Genomic DNA, 16,684 nt, shown 5'->3' with positions numbered 1-16,684 from the left:
CCACCATCGTCTTCACCCAATCATCTGGTGGCGTACGCCGGTTCGGGTAGGGTACCGGGACCGATCCGCGCCTGTCTGAAAGTGAGATTACCCCAGATTTACATGTGGGTAAACCCCTTGTCAGGAGATTCGGACGATGTATCATTCGCCGCCCAGATCGGGTTGGAGACAAGCGAACGCGTTGGAAATGTGCCCATTCACCGGAGGCGTTTTCGAATTCGTCGTCAGTTTGCCAGCACCGCGCCGCCATAAAGCGCCGGTCGGTGCAGCGACCGGGTTGCCAGCTCCGGGCACGGGGTCGTGCCGGTACGCTCCAGCAGGTAGCGTGACACCGTGTTCCAGTCGGGAAACAGCGGTGTCAGAAACTTGATCAGCTCACCCTCGAACCGGTCTGTACCAATGGCTGACCCGTCATCGACGAGGAAGTCGCCCCGGTTGAGATGCTTGTGGTGCGAGAGAATCAGCCGCTTGTAGGCCGGCCCGCCGGCATCCGCGCCCAGATGCTCCTGCACCCACTCGAGCTTGTGCTGCCAGGCACTTGCATTGTCCCACGGAGCCAGAGAGAGAATGTAGGTGTCGAACGATTGGGCGAGGGTATGAAACGCATCGATCGCGCCACTGATCGGTTCCATGCGGGCGAAAATGCCGGGCACTTCATCGAGCCGTTTCTCGTAGCGGCGGTACTCGGCGTTGGTCAGTCGGTCGATTCCTGATTGAACATTGACGAGGGTGTTGTCGAGGTCGATATAGAGGATCTTTTTCATTCGGGCTCCCTGGCGCGGCTCGCTTCATTGCGGCAACGCTCCGATCGTGACAGGCTCACCCCGGATCGGCAATACCTCAGGGCAACCCCGTTTCGCCGCTCGACGCCGCCGGGTTCATTCGGCGGCTGTGTCGGCCTCGATTCGGCTGTAGCCCTGATCGGTGACCCAGATGCGCAGCGTCGCCGGGATCTGTTCTTTCATGGAGTCGACGTGGCTGATCAGGCCGATCGTGCGCCCGCCGGCGCGCAGGGTGTCGAGGGTACTCATAGCGGTCTCGAGGGTTTCACTGTCGAGCGAGCCGAAACCCTCGTCGACGAACAGGGTGTCGAGCGTGATGCCGCCCGCCTGTCCGGTGACCACTTCGGCCAGCCCGAGGGCGAGGGCGAGGGAGGCGAGGAACGTCTCGCCGCCCGACAGGGAGTGGGTCGGTCGGGCGCGACCGGTGTATTCATCGCGAATGGCGAGGCCCAACCCCGACCGGGCCCCGCCGAAGGCGAGCGAGTCGTCATGCTCCAGGGTGTACCGGCCGCTCGTCATGGTGCGCAGGCGCGAGTTCGCAGCCGCAACAATATGTTCGAGTTGGGCGGCGAGTACATAGTTCTCGAGCCGCATCCGTTTGGTGTTCGGTTCGTCGCCGTGCACGACGTCGGCCAGTTGGCGCACCTGCTGGTGGTCGAGTTGCAACGCCCCGGACTCCGCGAACAGGGTGGCCACTCGTCCGACGATGGCTGCGAGGGCCCGGGCACGATCGAGCAGGGAGCGGTGCGTGGTCAACGCGGTGTCGCGGGCCGTGCTCGAGGTGGCAACAGCGAGCCTGGTCGGTTCGAGGTCGACGGGTTCGTCGGGAAGGTCGGCGAGGTCGGGGTGAGCGAGGGTGGCACGGACCGCCGCCAGAGCGTCATCGTGCACGCGCAGGGCGTTCGTGCGGCGTTCGATCTCGGCGTGATCGAGACGGGCTGCCTGCGCCGCCTCGGCGGTGCGAAAGTCTTCGTCAGCGAGTTGCACGAGCAGGCGTGTCTCGGTGCTTTCCCGGGCCGTGCGACACTGATCCGCCGTGACCAGCGCGGCGGCCAACGTGCGTGCAATGACCAGGTGGGCGTGCAGGTGGGCGACCTGGCCCCGAACGTTGTCGAACTCGCCGCGCTGCGCGGTGAGGCGGTCGACAACAGTCGTGCGGTGACTGATCCGAGCCGCATACGCCGTGACGGCACGGTCGCGACCAGCGCGGATCACCTCAAGACTCGAGGTTGCCCTGGTCAAAGCGGCACGCAGATCACCGAGTCGGGCCTGCAGTTGCGGCAGGCGCGTGGTGGCCCGTTCGGCCAGCTCGTGCGCCGTGGTTGCCGTGGCGTGCTCGGCCTTGAGTGCAGGCACGTCACCGCCCCGGGTCACGGCGCGGGCTTCGGCCAGGCGCAGGTCGACCGATTGCACCGCGCTCTGGGCGGACACGAGCTGACCCTGGCGCTCCGTGACAGTGCTGCGGGCAGCCTCCAGATCGTGCGGGGTGACCGGCTCGTGCTGGCGAAGCGCTGGCTGCGGGTGAGCGGTCGACCCGCAGACCGCGCAGGCATCGCCGGCGACCAGTCGGGTGGCCAGCTCGGCGGCGAAACCCGAGAAACGACGCTCGAGTACGGCCTCGTAGTGCGCGGCCGCAGCGGCGTTGTTGCCGCTCGCGGTTAATTCTTCCTGCTGCGCGGTGAGCAGGGTGGCGCTGAGCAGATCGACGGTCTCAGCGGCCTCGAGGGTCAGCACGGCACGGTCGAGCGCGATCGTCGCATCATCGTGGTGCGAGGCCAGAAGCAGCGTCGCCGAGTGTTCGGCGGCGAGAGTTTCAATTTGCTCGGGCAGCGCCTCGAGCTGAGCCCGTGCCGCGTCGAGGGCAGCGGTGTGCCCCTGCTGCACGGCGAGCAGATCGGCGATCTCAGCATCGAGGCCGGGAAGGGTGCGCTCGTCAGCCAGGACGTCGTCCAGGGCGCCGAGACGACCGAGCAGCGCGTCAATGACCGATTGGATCTGCTCGAGCGATTCGATATCAGCAGGAATAAGCGCACCGGCAGTACCGGCAGTACCGGCAGTACCGGCAGTACCGGCAGTACCGGCAGCACCGGCAGCACCGGCAGCACCGGCAGCACCGGCAGCACCGGCCCCTTCGACCTCAGCTGACGCTGTGCGCACGAGCTGGCGCTCGACCTGCGCGGTCGCCAGCGCTGCCTCTGCCGATTCGAGCGCGAGTGTGGCATCACGGCGTGCACAAATCTGTGACCACACCCGAGCCGCGCGCTCTGCGGCGTGTAGCGCGGCGCGCTCCCTTGCGATGTCGACGTGCCGGGCCTCGACTGCGGTCAGCTCGATGATCGCACCGCTTCGCCGGAGCTGACGCTCGTGCGTGTGCACGAGAGACTCGTGCCGACCCGTCGCCGCTGCCAAGTGGGCATTGCTCAGTGCGACCAGCGCGGTCGCCGCGTCACGCTCGATGATGAGGTCGTGCTGCGCGGTGGCGAACCACTGGGCGGTGGGGGCGCCGAGCGCACCCTCGCTCTGCAGCAGCACCGCGGCCGCCGCCTGATTCTCGTCGAGGTCGCGCTGGCTGACCGCGAGCCGCTCATCCAGGCCCTTACGGCGCAGGATCAACGCCGCCTCGAGCTGGTCGAACCGCCCCGTGTTGAACAGGGTGCGCAGGACCGCACGGCGTTCCTCGGTCTTGGCCAGTAGAAACCGTTGGAACCGGTTCTGCGCGAGCAGGATCACCTGCAGAAACTGGTCGACTTTGAGCGGCAGAATAGCATCGAGCTCGTGCCCGACGGTCACGAGCTTGGCAGCGATGCCCCGCCAGTCGTCGCCGTCCAGCACCTGCAACACCGCGGTCGGAACGGCCGTGGTCACGCCGGCGCCGCTCTTTTTCGGTCGCTCGTAAGCGGGACTGCGGCGCAATCGGTACCGGGCATCGCTGACGCTGAAGTCGAGTTCGACGAAGGTCGGGTCGTCCGGCTCGCAGTGGTCGCTGCGCAGCTTGAGCTCGCCGCCGTCAAAGCGCGGCACCTGGTTGTAGAGAGCAAAACAGATGGCGTCGAGAATGCTCGACTTGCCAGCGCCAGTCCTGCCCGAGATGAGAAAGATACCGTCGGCCTCGAATCGTTCGAAGTCAACGACCTCTTCATTCTTGTAGGGGCCGAACCCGGCGAGCCGCAGGCGCAGAATTTTCATGAGTTGGCCACCCGCGTGGACTGCTCGGTCAGCAGTTCGGCCACGAGCGCGCTCTCAAAGTCGGTCGGCCCGACCCCGTTGCGCACGAACGCGAGGAATCCGGCGATGATTTCGGGGTCACTCCTGGCCGCGCTGATGCGCTCCGCGTAGCTGGTGTCACCCGGATCGACCCGAATGAGCGGACGGTGCTCAAGCGCGACCGCGTGCGCAAATCGGGTTTGCAGCGAGCGCATGGCGTCGAGCGGACGCACCTGATCGGTGAGAATGGCTTTCACCCAGTCGCCCTCGGTACCGGCAAGGGCCGCGTCATCGAGCAGATCGGCGAGCTGGCCGGTGAGCACCGTGAGCCGGCGCGGCACGGGCAGATCCACCCACTCGATGGCACCCAAGCCGTCGGCGTCAAGTTCGACCAGCCAGGCTCCGCGCGGCTTGCCGGCCTCGGAGAAGGAGTAGTGCAGGGGCGCTCCGGAGTAGCGCACCCGCTCGGTGAGCGTGGCTCGCCCATGAATGTGACCGAGAGCGACATAGTCGCAGCCGTCGAAAACACTCAATGGCACGACGTCGAGCCCGCCGGCGGTAATGTCGCGCTCCACATCGCTCGACTCGGTGGCTGGTGCGACGCCGGCCGCGAAGCAGTGCGAGAGCACGACACTCCGGCCCCCTCGGCGGGCCAGGTCGTCACGAATTTGCGTCATCGCGAAATTCAGAACCTGTTCGTGCGTTTTCAGCAGCACGCCCGGGTACAGGTGGCGAATGAGTACGGGCTCCAGGTAGGGAATGCCGTAGAAGTGCACCGGCCCGTGCTCGTCGGTCACGGTGATCGGCTCGAGGTATTGCTCGGGCCGGGTCACCACGTGAATGCCGGCCAGAGCCGCCCACTCCGACTGAAAACCGAGCCGCGTCGCCGAGTCGTGATTGCCGCTGGTCATCACGACGGATGCCCCGCCCTGTTTCAGCCGCCGCAGTGCGCCGGTCAGCAGCGCATAGCTCTCTTTCGACGGCATCGCGGAATCGAACACATCGCCCGCCACGGCCACCACATCGACACCCCGCTCCCGCACCACCGTCACGAGCGCGTCCAGCACCAGACCGAGGTGTTCCAGCGTGGAATGGGTGTGGAAGGTGCGCCCGATGTGCCAGTCCGAGGTGTGCAGAATCTTCATGCTGTTTACGCTACCGGGGCGCACCGACAGTGCCGACCGGTAGCATCCGCTCTCCCAGCTCGCACGATGCCGCTCACACCGATTCTTTGTTTATCTTCTTTTTTTGTTGACAAACAAAAATAAACACAGCTAAAGTCAATGAAACCAACTTCGTGACCCACGTCACTCAGCATCGAGGAGACATTCATGTTCGCCGAAGAACGTCAACTCTTGATCGCCGCACTCGTGGCCACCCAGGGTCGAGTCACCGTAACCGACCTCGCCACACGTTTTGCCATCACCGCCGAGACCGTGCGCCGCGACCTCGACACCCTCGAAGCAGCACGCCAGCTGCGTCGCGTGCACGGCGGCGCCGTCGCCATCGACCGACTGAGCCTGTCGGAGCCGAGCCTCGCCGAACGTCAGACGCAACGCCTCGACGAAAAGTCCCGCATTGCCGACGCCGCCATGCGCATGATTCCCGCGAGCCGCACCGGCTCGATCGTGCTCGACGCCGGCAGCACGACCGAGCATCTCGCCGACAGACTGTCCGGCTGGACGCCCGCCGGCAACGGTGATCAGCTGCTCGTGATCACCAATGGGGTTCCGATTGCCGGCAAACTTTCCCGCAACGAGACGATTCAGCTGCACATTCTCGGCGGTCGGGTGCGCGGGTTGACCAGCGCTATTGTCGGCGCCGGCACCGTTGCGCAACTCGGGGCGCTCCGCCCCGACATCGCTTTCATCGGCACAAACGGCATCAGCACGACCTTCGGGCTCAGCACGCCGGATTCGGTCGAAGCCGCCGTCAAGTCGGCCATGGTCACCTCGGCCAGGCGAGTTGTCGTACTCGCCGATTCCAGCAAGCTCGACCAGGAGACGCTGGTCTGCTTTGCCGCCCTCGCTGCGATCGACACCCTGATAACGGATGCTGCGCCATCGGCTGCCCTCGCCGCCGCGCTGGCCGCGGCGAACGTCGACGTGGTGATCGCATGATCGTCACCCTGACCCCCAACCCGAGCCTCGACCGCACCATCGAACTGTCCAGCCCGCTGGAACGCGGCGAGGTGCAGCGGGCGGTCGCCGCCCACGGCGAACCCGGCGGCAAGGGCGTCAACATCTGCCGCGCCCTCGAAGCGAGCGGCATCAGCAGCCTCGCAATTCTGCCCGGTGACGCCGACGACCCGGTGCTGCTCGCCCTGACCAGCCACGGGATCCCCCACCTCGGCCTGCCGATCGGCGCGCCCCTGCGCAGCAACGTCGCGATCACCGAACCCGACGGCACGACGACCAAGCTCAACGAACCCGGGCCCGTGCTGAGCCTCGCCCAACAAGACGCTCTCATCGACCTCGTGCTGAAGCAGTCCGTCGGCGCCAGCTGGCTCGTACTGGCCGGGTCGGTTCCACCGGGCGTGCCCGACGATTTTTATGCCCGCATCATGCGCGAGCTGCGCGCCCGACTCGGAAGCCACGCACCGAAGGTCGCCGTGGACTCCTCGGGCGGCCCACTCGCCGCCGCGGCTCTGGCCCGGCCCGATTTGCTCAAGCCGAACGGCGAGGAACTCGCGGAACTGAGCGGGCTCTTCGACGGTGACACGCTCGAGGCAAACCCCGACCTCGTCGTCGACGCGGCTCGCGTTCTCATCGCGGGGGGCGTCGGTGCCGTGCTGGCCACCCTCGGAGCGAAGGGCGCCGTGCTCGTCACGGCCGAGGGCAGCTGGCTCGCCACCACTCCCCCGATCACCGCCGTGAGCACCGTCGGCGCCGGCGCCTCGGCCCTGGCCGGCTACCTGCTGCGAAGCACTGCCGGTGCGAGCGCCCCTGCTTGCCTGCGCCAGGCCGCCGCCCACGGCGCCGCCGCAGCTTCCCTACCCGGTTCCACCGTTCCCGCCCTGCACCAAACCAACCCCGGCGACGTCACCGTGACGGACCTTGTCCCAGTACTGGCCGCGCGGCCCGTACTGGCCACACATCCAAAGGAGGATGACCAGTGAGTGCACTGATTACCCCGGAGCTCGTTGCTCTGGACGCCCATCTCGGAACCGAGCCGAAAGACGTCATTCGGCACTTGGCCGAGCTCGTCGTCGCGTCGGGTCGTGCAACCGAGATCGACTCTCTCTATGCGGATGCCCTCGCCCGCGAGGCAAAGACCGCCACCGGCATTCCGGGTGGTCTCGCTATTCCGCATTGCCGCTCCACCGCCGTGCTGGAGCCCACCCTCGCCCTGGCGCGCCTGTCGCGCCCGGTCGATTTCGGCTCGAAGGACGGCCCGGCTGACCTCGTCTTTCTCATTGCCGCACCGGACGGCGCCGACCAGGAGCACCTGAAGATCTTGGCCAAGCTCGCCCGGTCGCTCATGAAGAAGGACTTCACCGCCGCTCTGCGGGACGCGTCAACCGCGCAGCAGATCGTGGAACTCGTCAACAACGTCGTCACCCCGGTTGCCGTTGCGGTCGGTGCCCACGCCGGCGGCGCTGACAACGCCAATGCCAGCACCGGCCCCGCCGCGACCGGTATGAAGCGCATCGTCGCCGTGACCGCCTGCCCGACGGGTATCGCGCACACCTACATGGCCGCCGACTCCCTCGTTGCCGCAGCCCGGGCCGTCGGAGTCGACCTGCAGGTGGAAACGCAGGGTTCGGCCGGTGTCACTCCGCTCGACCCTGCCGTCATCGCCGCCGCCGACGCCGTGATCTTCGCCGTCGACGTCGACGTGCGCGGCCGGGAACGCTTTGCCGGCAAACCCATCATCAACGCCCCGGTCAAGCGCGGCATCGATGAACCCGGCCGGTTGATCGAGGAGGCCCTCGCGGCCGCGCTCAACCCGAACGCCCGTCGAGTGAGCGGCACCGTCAACGTCGGCGGCTCGTCGGAGGAGAAGAGCGAGCACCTGGGTCAGAAGCTCAAGCGCGCGCTGCTCACCGGCGTCAGCTACATGATTCCGTTCGTGGCCGGCGGAGGCCTGCTCATCGCCCTCGGCTTTCTGCTCGGAGGCTATGAAATCACCAAGGTCGCCGACGACGTTGTCATCAACAACAGTCTGTTCAACCTGCCAGAGGGCGGCATGCTCATCTATCTCGGGGCGGTCTTCTTCAAGATCGGCGCACTGTCGATGGGCTTCCTCGTACCGGCGCTGGCCGGCTACATCTCCTTCGCCATCGCCGACCGCCCGGGCATTGCTCCCGGCTTCGTCGCGGGTTCCGTCGCCGGCTTCATGGGTGCCGGTTTCCTCGGCGGCATCGTCGGCGGTCTGCTCGCCGGTGTCGTGGCCGTGAGTTTCGCGAAACTCAAGGTTCCGCGTTGGCTGCGGAGCCTCATGCCCGTCGTGATCATTCCCCTGATCGCGTCGATCGTTGCCTCCGGCTTGATGTTCATCGTTCTCGGCGGGCCGATCGCTTTGCTGACCGTCGGTCTGAGTGATTGGCTGAACGGCCTGACCGGGACATCCGCTGTCATTCTCGGTGTCATTCTCGGGCTCATGATGGCCTTCGACCTCGGCGGACCGGTCAACAAGGTTGCCTACGCCTTCGCCGTCGCCGGCCTCGGCGCGGCAAGCCTCGCCAACCAGGCGCCGTGGCAGATCATGGCCGCGGTCATGGCCGCCGGCATGGTGCCGCCGCTCGCGATGGCTCTGGCCACCGTGCTGGATAAGAAGCTGTTCAGCCTCGCGGAGCGCGAGAACGGCAAGGCGGCCTGGCTGCTCGGTGCGTCCTTCATCTCCGAGGGCGCCATTCCATTCGCCGCCGCCGACGTGTTCCGAGTGATTCCGGCCGGCATGCTCGGAGCCGCCGTGACCGGTGGACTCTCGATGGCCTGGAACATCACGAGCAAGGCACCGCACGGCGGAGTGTTCGTGTTCTTCGCGATCGACAACTTCTGGTTGTTCCTGCTTGCCATCGCGATCGGTACTGTTGTATCGGCGTTTGCCGTCGTCGGGCTCAAGCGCTACGCGGTGCGGAAGCGCGCGGTTGACGCCCCGGAAGCCGTGCTCGTCAACGCCTGACCAGAGAAGTACCGTCGCGCTGGCTACCCGCGCAGAACGACACGCAGTACAGTGACGCCAGCCGAATGCTGGCACAGGGAATCGAGGACGATCGTGCAGACGCTTTCAGGCAGTGCCGATACAGACCAGACCGAAATCGGCCGAACCTTCGCCGGCGTCGGAGTGAGCCCCGGACGCATCATCGGCTCCATTCTGTTGATGCCCAAAGCCGTACGCGAACCCGCTGTGGGCGAGCGCCTGGCCGAGGGAACGTCGTCGGAGGAGGCATCCGCCGCCCTGCGTAACGCTGCGAAAGCCGTGCAGACCAACCTCACCGATCGCTCGGTCGGCGCCTCCGGCGCTGGCCGAGCGGTACTTGAGGCCACCGCCCTCATGGCGAACGACCCGATGCTGGTCAAAGCCGCCGTCAAGCTCATCACCAACGGTGCCTCGGCGGAACGCGCCATCTGGGACGCAGCGGCATCGGTGGCCGAGATGCTGCACAACCTCGGCGGCTACATGGCCGAGCGAGCGTCCGACGTTCTTGACGTGCGCGGGCGCATCGTTGCCGAGCTGCGCCATGTTCCAGCCCCCGGAATTCCGTACTCGGATACCCCGTTTGTCCTGGTCGGGGACGACCTCGCGCCGGCCGACACCGCCACTCTCGACCCATCGAAGGTGCTCGCGCTCGTCACCTCTGGCGGAGGCCCGCAGTCGCACACGGCCATCATCGCCCGGGCCCTCGGGCTGCCGGCGGTGGTCGCGGCAGTGGGGGTTGACGGCCTTGCCGATGGCACCCGCGTCTTCGTCGACGGCGCGGCCGGTACTGTTCTGGTGGACCCCGGCGCGAACGAGTTCGCCCTCGCGAAGGCATGGGAGACAACGACGGCCGCCCTCGCCGTTTTCGACGGCACCGGGCGGCTGAAGGATGGTCACCCGGTTCCGCTGCTCTCCAACGTCGGCGGCGCGAAGGATGCGGTCAAGGCCGCGGCGGCCGGCGCCCAGGGTGTTGGCCTGCTGCGCACCGAGTTTTGTTTTCTGGAACGCGACACTGAACCGTCTGTGGCGGAACAGGTGGAGGCATACCGGGGAGTGTTTGATGCCTTCCCCGACAAGAAGGTGGTCGTGCGCACACTCGACGCCGGCGCCGACAAGCCGCTGCCTTTTCTGACGGATGCCTCCGAGCCGAACCCGGCCCTCGGCGTGCGCGGATACCGCACCGATTTCACCTCCCCCGGCGTGCTCGAACGCCAGCTGGCGGCCATCGCGCAAGCCGCCGACGGCACCGGGGCCCAGGTCTGGGTGATGGCCCCGATGATCTCCACCGCCGAGGAGGCCGAGCACTTTGCCGGCCTCTGCCGGGCCGCCGGACTGCCAACACCCGGCGTCATGGTCGAGGTCCCCGCGGCCGCATTGACCGCTGCGAGCATTCTCGAACACGTTGAGTTCGTCAGCCTCGGCACCAACGACCTCACCCAGTACGCAATGGCGGCCGACCGCCAGCTCGGCCCGCTCGCGGCCCTCAACACACCGTGGCAGCCCGCCGTGCTGCAGCTGATTCGGCTGACCGTGGCCGGGTCTCGCGACGAGGGCCACGACAAGCCGGTCGGTGTCTGCGGCGAGGCTGCGGCCGACCCCGCCCTGGCGGTCGTGCTGGTCGGACTCGGCATCTCGACCCTGTCGATGACCGCGCGGGCTCTCTCCGCCGTCGCTGCGGTACTCGCGAGCGTGACGCTCCCGGAGGCGCAGCAACTGGCCGCACTCGCCCTGACGGCGCACACGGCCGCGGATGCCCGTCGCCTGGTTCGCGAAAAACTGCCCATACTTGATCAGCTGGGTCTCTGACCCAGTGGGTCCGGTCCATCAAACCCCGTTCCGCCGAACGAGGTTCTCACCCCAACTTTTCACAGGCCGAATTTTTCCGAGCCCCAACTTTTCACGCGCCGACCCTGGAGGATCCCATGTCTGAACGAACCGCCGTCATCGCGAGCCGCGTCGGCCTGCACGCCCGCCCGGCCGGTATTTTTGTCGCCGCCGTGGGCGAGCTACCCCTTGAGGTCACGATCGCCATGGCCGGCGAACCGGCCGACGACGCCATGGACGCCTCGAGCATCCTCTCGATCATGAGCCTGGGCGCTTCCAACGGCGACACCGTCGTGCTTCGGGCCGAAGGGGAGGGTGCCGACGAGGCACTCGACTCCCTGGTCAAAATTCTCGAGACCGATCTCGACGCCGAATAGTTTCTGCCCCCATTTGGCTCCCTCCCTTGGACACGCGCAACTAGGTACCTAAACTAGGTGAATCTCATGGCACGAATTCGTGCCCACGAGGCCGGTGCACCTGCCGGAACCCGCACCATCCTGTTTGCGAGCGAAAAGGAACCTATCGTGACTGAACGACAGACATACCTGGGCAATGTCGAGAGCTCGCCTGACGTCGAGGAACACAGCATCAAAGACTGGACCGATCTCGGCCAGGAGATGTGGTCTTATCTCACGGGCAAGGGCGCAGCCATCAATTACAGCTTCATCGAGATGATGGTCGAGGTTCCCCGCGACATCGGCCCCGACGCCCCACGCGCCGTGTGGAAGCTCAACGGCACCCTGCGGGTCACGACAAGTGACGAGAAATCCCTCGGCTCTGACCCTTTTCGGAGCTGACCATGAGCTCCTCGGCGAGCTCACCGGCGGCGGGTTCGAAGACGGTGGGTTCGAAGACGGCGCGATCTGTCGTGAATCTGCACATAGATCTCGCCTTTTCCCTGGTTGAGCCGTCGGGTGCGCTCGGTGCTTCACGCGCCGACCCGAACTCCGAGGCAACCGGCGCGGAATTCGGTGATTCCTTCGGGGCGGCGGATGCCATGCAGGGCACGGTGACCTCCGACGGCACGGAGATCACCATCTTCACGAGCAACCCCGAAATGTTCGTGCAGGGTCGTGGCCTCAACCTCGAACCACTGCGCACGCTGGCCGCTGAGCTGGCGTCACGCGGCCTGACCGTATCCCTCACCGGCCCGGTCGGGCTGATCGCCCGTCTCGGCGACGTGCAGGCATCCGTCGCCCAACGCCTGGTGACGCGGTCGCCGCACATCGTTCTCGGGTCGCGAAACGCGCTGGGACCGCTCGTCCAGGCGCGCATTCGGGGGCAGGCACGCATGCCGGTGGCCATTCCGCTCCCGCCATCAACCGTGTTCCCGATCGCGCCGACCTTCGACCGGCGCAGCCGTCGTGGAGTGACGACGACGCATTACAGGCGGGGAAGCGGGCGTCCCCGCCTCATCTTCGTCGTGGGGTCGGAGAACTGGAACGGGCAGATGCCCCGGGAATTCGACCTGCTGCCGGGCACCACGACGATCGGTTCCTCCGCCAATGCCGACCTGCAATTGCCCGGTTTGAAACCCGTGCACGCCGAGATTCGCCACGACAACAACGACGAGTACCGGTTGTTTGCCGTCGGTGACGTCGCCGGCAGCTCCCGGCCGAACGAGGACGGTCGCAGCATCAAAAACGGGCAGATTCTGCGCACCGGCTCGCGGCTCGAAATGGGTCCGTGGCGCATGGGCTACTTTCGGGAGGAGTTCGCCGACCATGGCCGCCCGTTCGGTGGGCGGGTGGGTGGCGAGCTGGCGTACCAGAAACCGCAGCCGCCGAGGCCGCGCGCCTAACCAGGAGAGGGGGTGCCGCATTGCGGTGCAGCACCCTCACGACGTAAAGAGGCCGGTCCAGACCGCCCGTGAGCCTGACTCTCCGATGAGCACCACCGTCACCACCGATCCGATTGCGCTCACGAGCACCACCAGGTTGAGCACAATGGTGACCGCGAGACGCCCGGTGCGGTTCGGCAGAGCGGATGCGAAACGGGCACGCGCGGCGGCGATGTAGCGATACCAGACCCATTGCAGTGCGGCCACGAGAAACAGCGCTATCACCCACGGCAGGAGGGTTTGGCCAAGAGAGGTGTGCGCACCGAGCAGCGGGGTGACGTTGACGAGGCGTGATTGCAGCCACTCGCCCGCCTGCACTGCCAGGGGAACCAGCACCAGCGCGGCGAGGGCCACGAGCGGCGTTACGATGCCCAGCCGCCGTCGAACCGCTGGCCAGAACGCGGTGAGCACAACGCACAGTGCGGCCAGCGGCACCACGATCACGACTGCGTGCACGATGAGGACGTGCAGGGGCAGACCGTTCAATTGCCAATCAAAGTTCATGGTGCGTCTCCAGTTCTGGGGCTGTGCAGTTCAGGGGCTGTGCAGTTCTGGGGCTGTGCAGTTCAGTGGCTGTGCAGTTCACGGACAACGACTGACCGGAGGGAACGCTGACTTCAGGCCAGTCGGGTAGCCGGGTCAGACTCGGCGGCCGTGTGCGTCGTGGCCTCGTTCGCGCAGGGTGACACCAACGACAACGAGGACCGCGACGATCGCAGCGACAGCGGTGGGCACGGACAGGGCATCTCCGGTCAGCCGGGCGACCGCCACCCACCCGAGGCCCCGGGCGAGCGCCGCTGTCGGCGCCCATCGTCCTCGGCCGAACACGGCCAGACCCACTCCGACGAGACCGGCAAGCTTGATCACGAGCACGCCCGACCAGTCCAAGGTAGATCGGGGTCCAGATGATAAAAGCCGGTCCACCCGGCGCTCTGAGGATCGCGTCGGCGGCGAGCGCTCCACCCGACGCATTTTGAATGGGTGTACCGCCCGCGTCACCAGACCCGACAAACGACCCCACCACAGCGAAGGTCGCGCTGCCAATGACCACGACCTGGCGCAGTCGATCTGATCGGCCAGTCGAATAGTTACTCATCAGTGGCTCCTACCTATTAGCCCGATCATTTCACGATTCGGCGCGACTGACCGGCAGCATTTTTCGCAGGGTCCGGGCACTACCACGCCGGTGTTGAGGTGTGGCCAGCCGGTGCACGCCCGGCCCGAAGGAGGAGCCGGCACGGTCGAAATCGACGCCCCCCTCCGGCCGCGTCACCAAACGAACGAGCATCCCGCGCGCATCTGGCCGATTGGCACCGACGACGTCGACTGGAACCATGCGCCGTCGGGCCAGGGCGAGATCACCGGCGAGGCGTTCACCTGAACGACCACATCACGGCCGGCACGATGACCCGGTATCGGGCGACGCCGCACGTAACTCCCCGGCTGGCGGGGTGCCGACCGGCGCCCCGCCAGCACACGTGCGAGGGTAGTCGGGTGACCTATACCGCCCCGAACGTCTTCACCACTCGTCCGACCCTGCAGGGAACCTTCGGCATGACCGCCTCGACGCACTGGCTTGCGAGCGCCTGCGCCCAGGCCGTGCTGGAGCGCGGCGGCAACGCCTTCGATGCCGCCGTGGCCGGCGCCTTCGTGTTGCACATCGTCGAACCGCACCTGAACGGCCCCGGCGGCGACATGACCGGTGTGTTCGTGACGACGAGCGAACCGGATGCTCCGCGCGTGCTCATGGGGCAGGGTCCTGCCCCCCAGGCGGCCACGATCGACCACTACCGGGCTGAGGGCCTCGACCTTGTTCCCGGGTCGGGCCAGCTCGCCGCGGCCATACCCGGCGCCGTCGACGCCTGGCTCCTGCTGCTGCGAGACTACGGCACCTGGGAACTGCCGGACGTGCTCGCCTTCGCCCTCGGGTACGCGCGCGACGGGCATCCGATTCTCGGACGGGTCGTTGCGACGATCGGCTCGGTCGCGGCGCTGTTCGCCGACCACTGGCCGACCTCGTCCGCGCAGTGGATGCCGCACGGTCACCTCCCCGAAGCCGGTGACATCGTGACCAACGAGGCTTGGGCGAAGAGCCTCGACCGCCTACTCGCGGCGAGCGCAGACTCCGCCGCCGCCACCCGCGAGGGGCGCATCGACGCGGCTCGGCGGGAATGGCGGGAGGGGTTCGTAGCCCGTGCCATCGTCAATTTCGGCCGCACGGCGCACCGGCATTCCTCCGGTACCGACCACGCCGGCGTCATGACCCTGGCCGATCTGGCCGGTTTCGAAGCGAGCATCGAAGATGCCACAACCGTGGTGTTTCGTGGCCACACCATCGCCAAGACCGGCGCCTGGGGCCAGGGACCGGCGCTGTTGCAAACCCTGATGATTCTGGAGGGGTTCAGCGATGAACAACTCGACCCGTCGACCGCGCTCGGCGTGCACACCATTCTCGAGGCTCAGAAGCTTGCCATCGCCGACCGTGAGGCGTACTACGGCGACGCCGTCGTGCCGCTGGACTGCCTGCTTTCGGCCGACTATGCGGCCACCCGTCGGGCGCTCATCACCGATGTGGCTTCGTACGAGTTTCGCCCGGGCATCGTGCCCGGCCACGCCCCGTATTACCCGGTACTGCGCACCGAGTACACGACAGAGACGCTTTCGGAGCAGGGCGCGGGGGCATCCGCTGCGGTCGGCGAACCGACGGTCGCCCAACCGGCCCCCGACGAGGCGGAGCCCGAAACGCTGTCGACCGGCGAGCTGCGCGGCGACACCTGCCACATCGACGTCGTCGACCGCTGGGGCAATATGGTGTCGGCGACGCCGTCGGGCGGTTGGTTGCAGTCATCGCCGACCATTCCCGAGCTGGGGTTCTGCCTCGGCTCCCGCCTGCAGATGACCTGGCTCGAGCCCGGTGCGCCCTCAGCCCTGACCGGCGGCAAGCGCCCGCGCACCACCCTCACCCCGACCCTGGTATTGAGAGATGGCCAGGCGGTGACGGCGCTCGGCTCCCCCGGCGGCGACCAGCAGGACCAGTGGCAGCTGCTCTACCTGCTACGTACCATCGTCGGCGGTTACACCCCGCAGCAGGCGATCGATGCGCCAGCCTTTCACAGCACCTCGTTTCCGGGGTCGTTCTGGCCACGCACCTGGGAGCCCGGCGGCGCCGTCGTCGAAGACCGACTCGGCGAGGCCGTCATCGAGCAACTGGAGCGGCGCGGCCACCACGTCACCCGGGCCGGCGATTGGGCGCTCGGCCGCATCTCGGCGGTCACCCGCAACCCGCTCAGCGGGCTCCTGCAGGCGGCGGCCAATCCACGCGGAGCTCAGGGATACGCCGCCGGTCGCTAACCCTGCACGAATAGCACCGTTTCGAGTAATTCTCTGCCCCCATGACGGGGGAGGACATCGACCTGTCTATCCCCACTACATTGGAGCTATCGAACCGATTACCCGAGTCGGCGATGGAACGGACAATCGTGAAAATGTTGCAGACAGAGTGCCCAGAATGCCAGCAGATGGTGTGGATCACGTCGGATACCCGCTTCGCGACCTATCACTCATTAGCGAACTCCACCGACGATTGCCCCGGTTCCCGAATGACCGTTCCGGTACCCCCCAAACAGACCGCCGCAAGCCGTCGGCGTGCGCAGGCCGAAATGCTCACGTGGGCGCACTCCACGACCGCGGTGGGCGCTGCCAAACACCGGGCTGCCTGAGCTATTGACACCATCGATAAACACTGGAGGCGGGGGGGGGGGGGGGGGGGGGGGGGGGGGGGGGCCCGGGGGGGGGGGGGGGGCCGGCGGGGGGGGGGGCCCCCCCCGGGGGGGCGCGCGCCGGGCGGGGGCGGCCGGGGGGGGGGGGGGGGGGGGGGGGGGGGGGGGGG

At 67.1% G+C, this 16,684-nt stretch carries 14 protein-coding genes; 9 read left to right on the top strand and 5 right to left on the bottom strand.

Features of this window, described 5'->3' with window-relative positions; genetic code table 11:
* Nucleotides 1–224: 224 nt before the first annotated feature.
* From LH475_RS12140 to LH475_RS12130, 3 genes are all read right to left on the bottom strand, one after another.
* A complete protein-coding gene (locus tag LH475_RS12140) occupies nucleotides 225–764 on the bottom strand; it encodes a hypothetical protein (protein WP_196843148.1) in 540 nt (179 codons plus the stop codon).
* A 114-nt stretch (nucleotides 765–878) separates the two neighbouring features.
* The gene (locus tag LH475_RS12135; RefSeq protein ID WP_297414263.1) at nucleotides 879–3,968 is read right to left on the bottom strand and encodes an SMC family ATPase; all 3,090 of its coding nucleotides are present in this window, start codon (nucleotides 3,966–3,968) and stop codon (nucleotides 879–881) included.
* A complete protein-coding gene (locus LH475_RS12130) occupies nucleotides 3,965–5,131 on the bottom strand; it encodes an exonuclease SbcCD subunit D (protein WP_297414261.1) in 1,167 nt (388 codons plus the stop codon). Before LH475_RS12130 ends, LH475_RS12135 begins: the two co-directional genes overlap by 4 nt.
* Before the next feature lie 186 nt (nucleotides 5,132–5,317).
* On the opposite strand from LH475_RS12130, the gene LH475_RS12125 reads away from it, so the two are divergent.
* The 7 genes from LH475_RS12125 (at nucleotide 5,318) to LH475_RS12095 (ending at nucleotide 12,756) form a co-directional block, all read left to right on the top strand.
* The gene (locus tag LH475_RS12125; RefSeq protein ID WP_297414260.1) at nucleotides 5,318–6,106 is read left to right on the top strand and encodes a DeoR/GlpR family DNA-binding transcription regulator; all 789 of its coding nucleotides are present in this window, start codon (nucleotides 5,318–5,320) and stop codon (nucleotides 6,104–6,106) included.
* On the top strand, nucleotides 6,103–7,104 hold the full coding sequence (locus LH475_RS12120) for a hexose kinase (RefSeq protein WP_297414258.1): 1,002 nt from the start codon (nucleotides 6,103–6,105) through the stop codon (nucleotides 7,102–7,104). The genes LH475_RS12125 and LH475_RS12120 overlap by 4 nt, the downstream gene beginning before the upstream one ends.
* Complete coding sequence (locus LH475_RS12115) at nucleotides 7,101–9,113, top strand: fructose-specific PTS transporter subunit EIIC (protein ID WP_196843143.1); 2,013 nt, start codon at nucleotides 7,101–7,103, stop codon at nucleotides 9,111–9,113. The genes LH475_RS12120 and LH475_RS12115 overlap by 4 nt, the downstream gene beginning before the upstream one ends.
* Before the next feature lie 93 nt (nucleotides 9,114–9,206).
* The gene (ptsP, locus tag LH475_RS12110; RefSeq protein ID WP_297414256.1) at nucleotides 9,207–10,937 is read left to right on the top strand and encodes a phosphoenolpyruvate--protein phosphotransferase; all 1,731 of its coding nucleotides are present in this window, start codon (nucleotides 9,207–9,209) and stop codon (nucleotides 10,935–10,937) included.
* Nucleotides 10,938–11,053: 116 nt separating this feature from the next.
* Nucleotides 11,054–11,332 (top strand): HPr family phosphocarrier protein, encoded by a 279-nt coding sequence (locus LH475_RS12105; RefSeq protein WP_196843142.1) that lies wholly within the window; start codon nucleotides 11,054–11,056, stop codon nucleotides 11,330–11,332.
* A 168-nt stretch (nucleotides 11,333–11,500) separates the two neighbouring features.
* Nucleotides 11,501–11,752: a hypothetical protein gene (locus tag LH475_RS12100; RefSeq protein WP_196843311.1), complete on the top strand. Its 252-nt coding sequence runs from the start codon at nucleotides 11,501–11,503 to the stop codon at nucleotides 11,750–11,752.
* A gap of 2 nt (nucleotides 11,753–11,754) precedes the next feature.
* A complete protein-coding gene (locus LH475_RS12095; protein ID WP_297414254.1) occupies nucleotides 11,755–12,756 on the top strand; it encodes an FHA domain-containing protein in 1,002 nt (333 codons plus the stop codon).
* Nucleotides 12,757–12,792: 36 nt separating this feature from the next.
* On the opposite strand, the gene LH475_RS12090 is transcribed toward LH475_RS12095, so the two are convergent.
* Both LH475_RS12090 and LH475_RS12085 read right to left on the bottom strand, forming a co-directional pair.
* Nucleotides 12,793–13,299, bottom strand: a complete 507-nt coding sequence (locus tag LH475_RS12090) for a hypothetical protein (protein WP_196843141.1) — start codon at nucleotides 13,297–13,299, stop codon at nucleotides 12,793–12,795.
* A 135-nt stretch (nucleotides 13,300–13,434) separates the two neighbouring features.
* A complete protein-coding gene (locus LH475_RS12085; protein WP_297414252.1) occupies nucleotides 13,435–13,683 on the bottom strand; it encodes a hypothetical protein in 249 nt (82 codons plus the stop codon).
* 301 nt (nucleotides 13,684–13,984) lie between these two features.
* On the opposite strand from LH475_RS12085, the gene LH475_RS12080 reads away from it, so the two are divergent.
* Both LH475_RS12080 and LH475_RS12075 read left to right on the top strand, forming a co-directional pair.
* The gene (locus tag LH475_RS12080) at nucleotides 13,985–14,176 is read left to right on the top strand and encodes a hypothetical protein (protein WP_196843140.1); all 192 of its coding nucleotides are present in this window, start codon (nucleotides 13,985–13,987) and stop codon (nucleotides 14,174–14,176) included.
* Between the two features lie 113 nt (nucleotides 14,177–14,289).
* Nucleotides 14,290–16,146, top strand: a complete 1,857-nt coding sequence (locus tag LH475_RS12075) for a gamma-glutamyltransferase (RefSeq protein ID WP_196843139.1) — start codon at nucleotides 14,290–14,292, stop codon at nucleotides 16,144–16,146.
* Nucleotides 16,147–16,684 lie beyond the last annotated feature (538 nt).

This window comes from Cryobacterium sp. (assembly GCF_026786305.1).
Classification (GTDB): Bacteria; Actinomycetota; Actinomycetes; order Actinomycetales; family Microbacteriaceae; genus Cryobacterium.
Note: the sequence above shows the minus strand (reverse complement) of the source record. Positions and strands in the feature narration are given on the sequence as shown.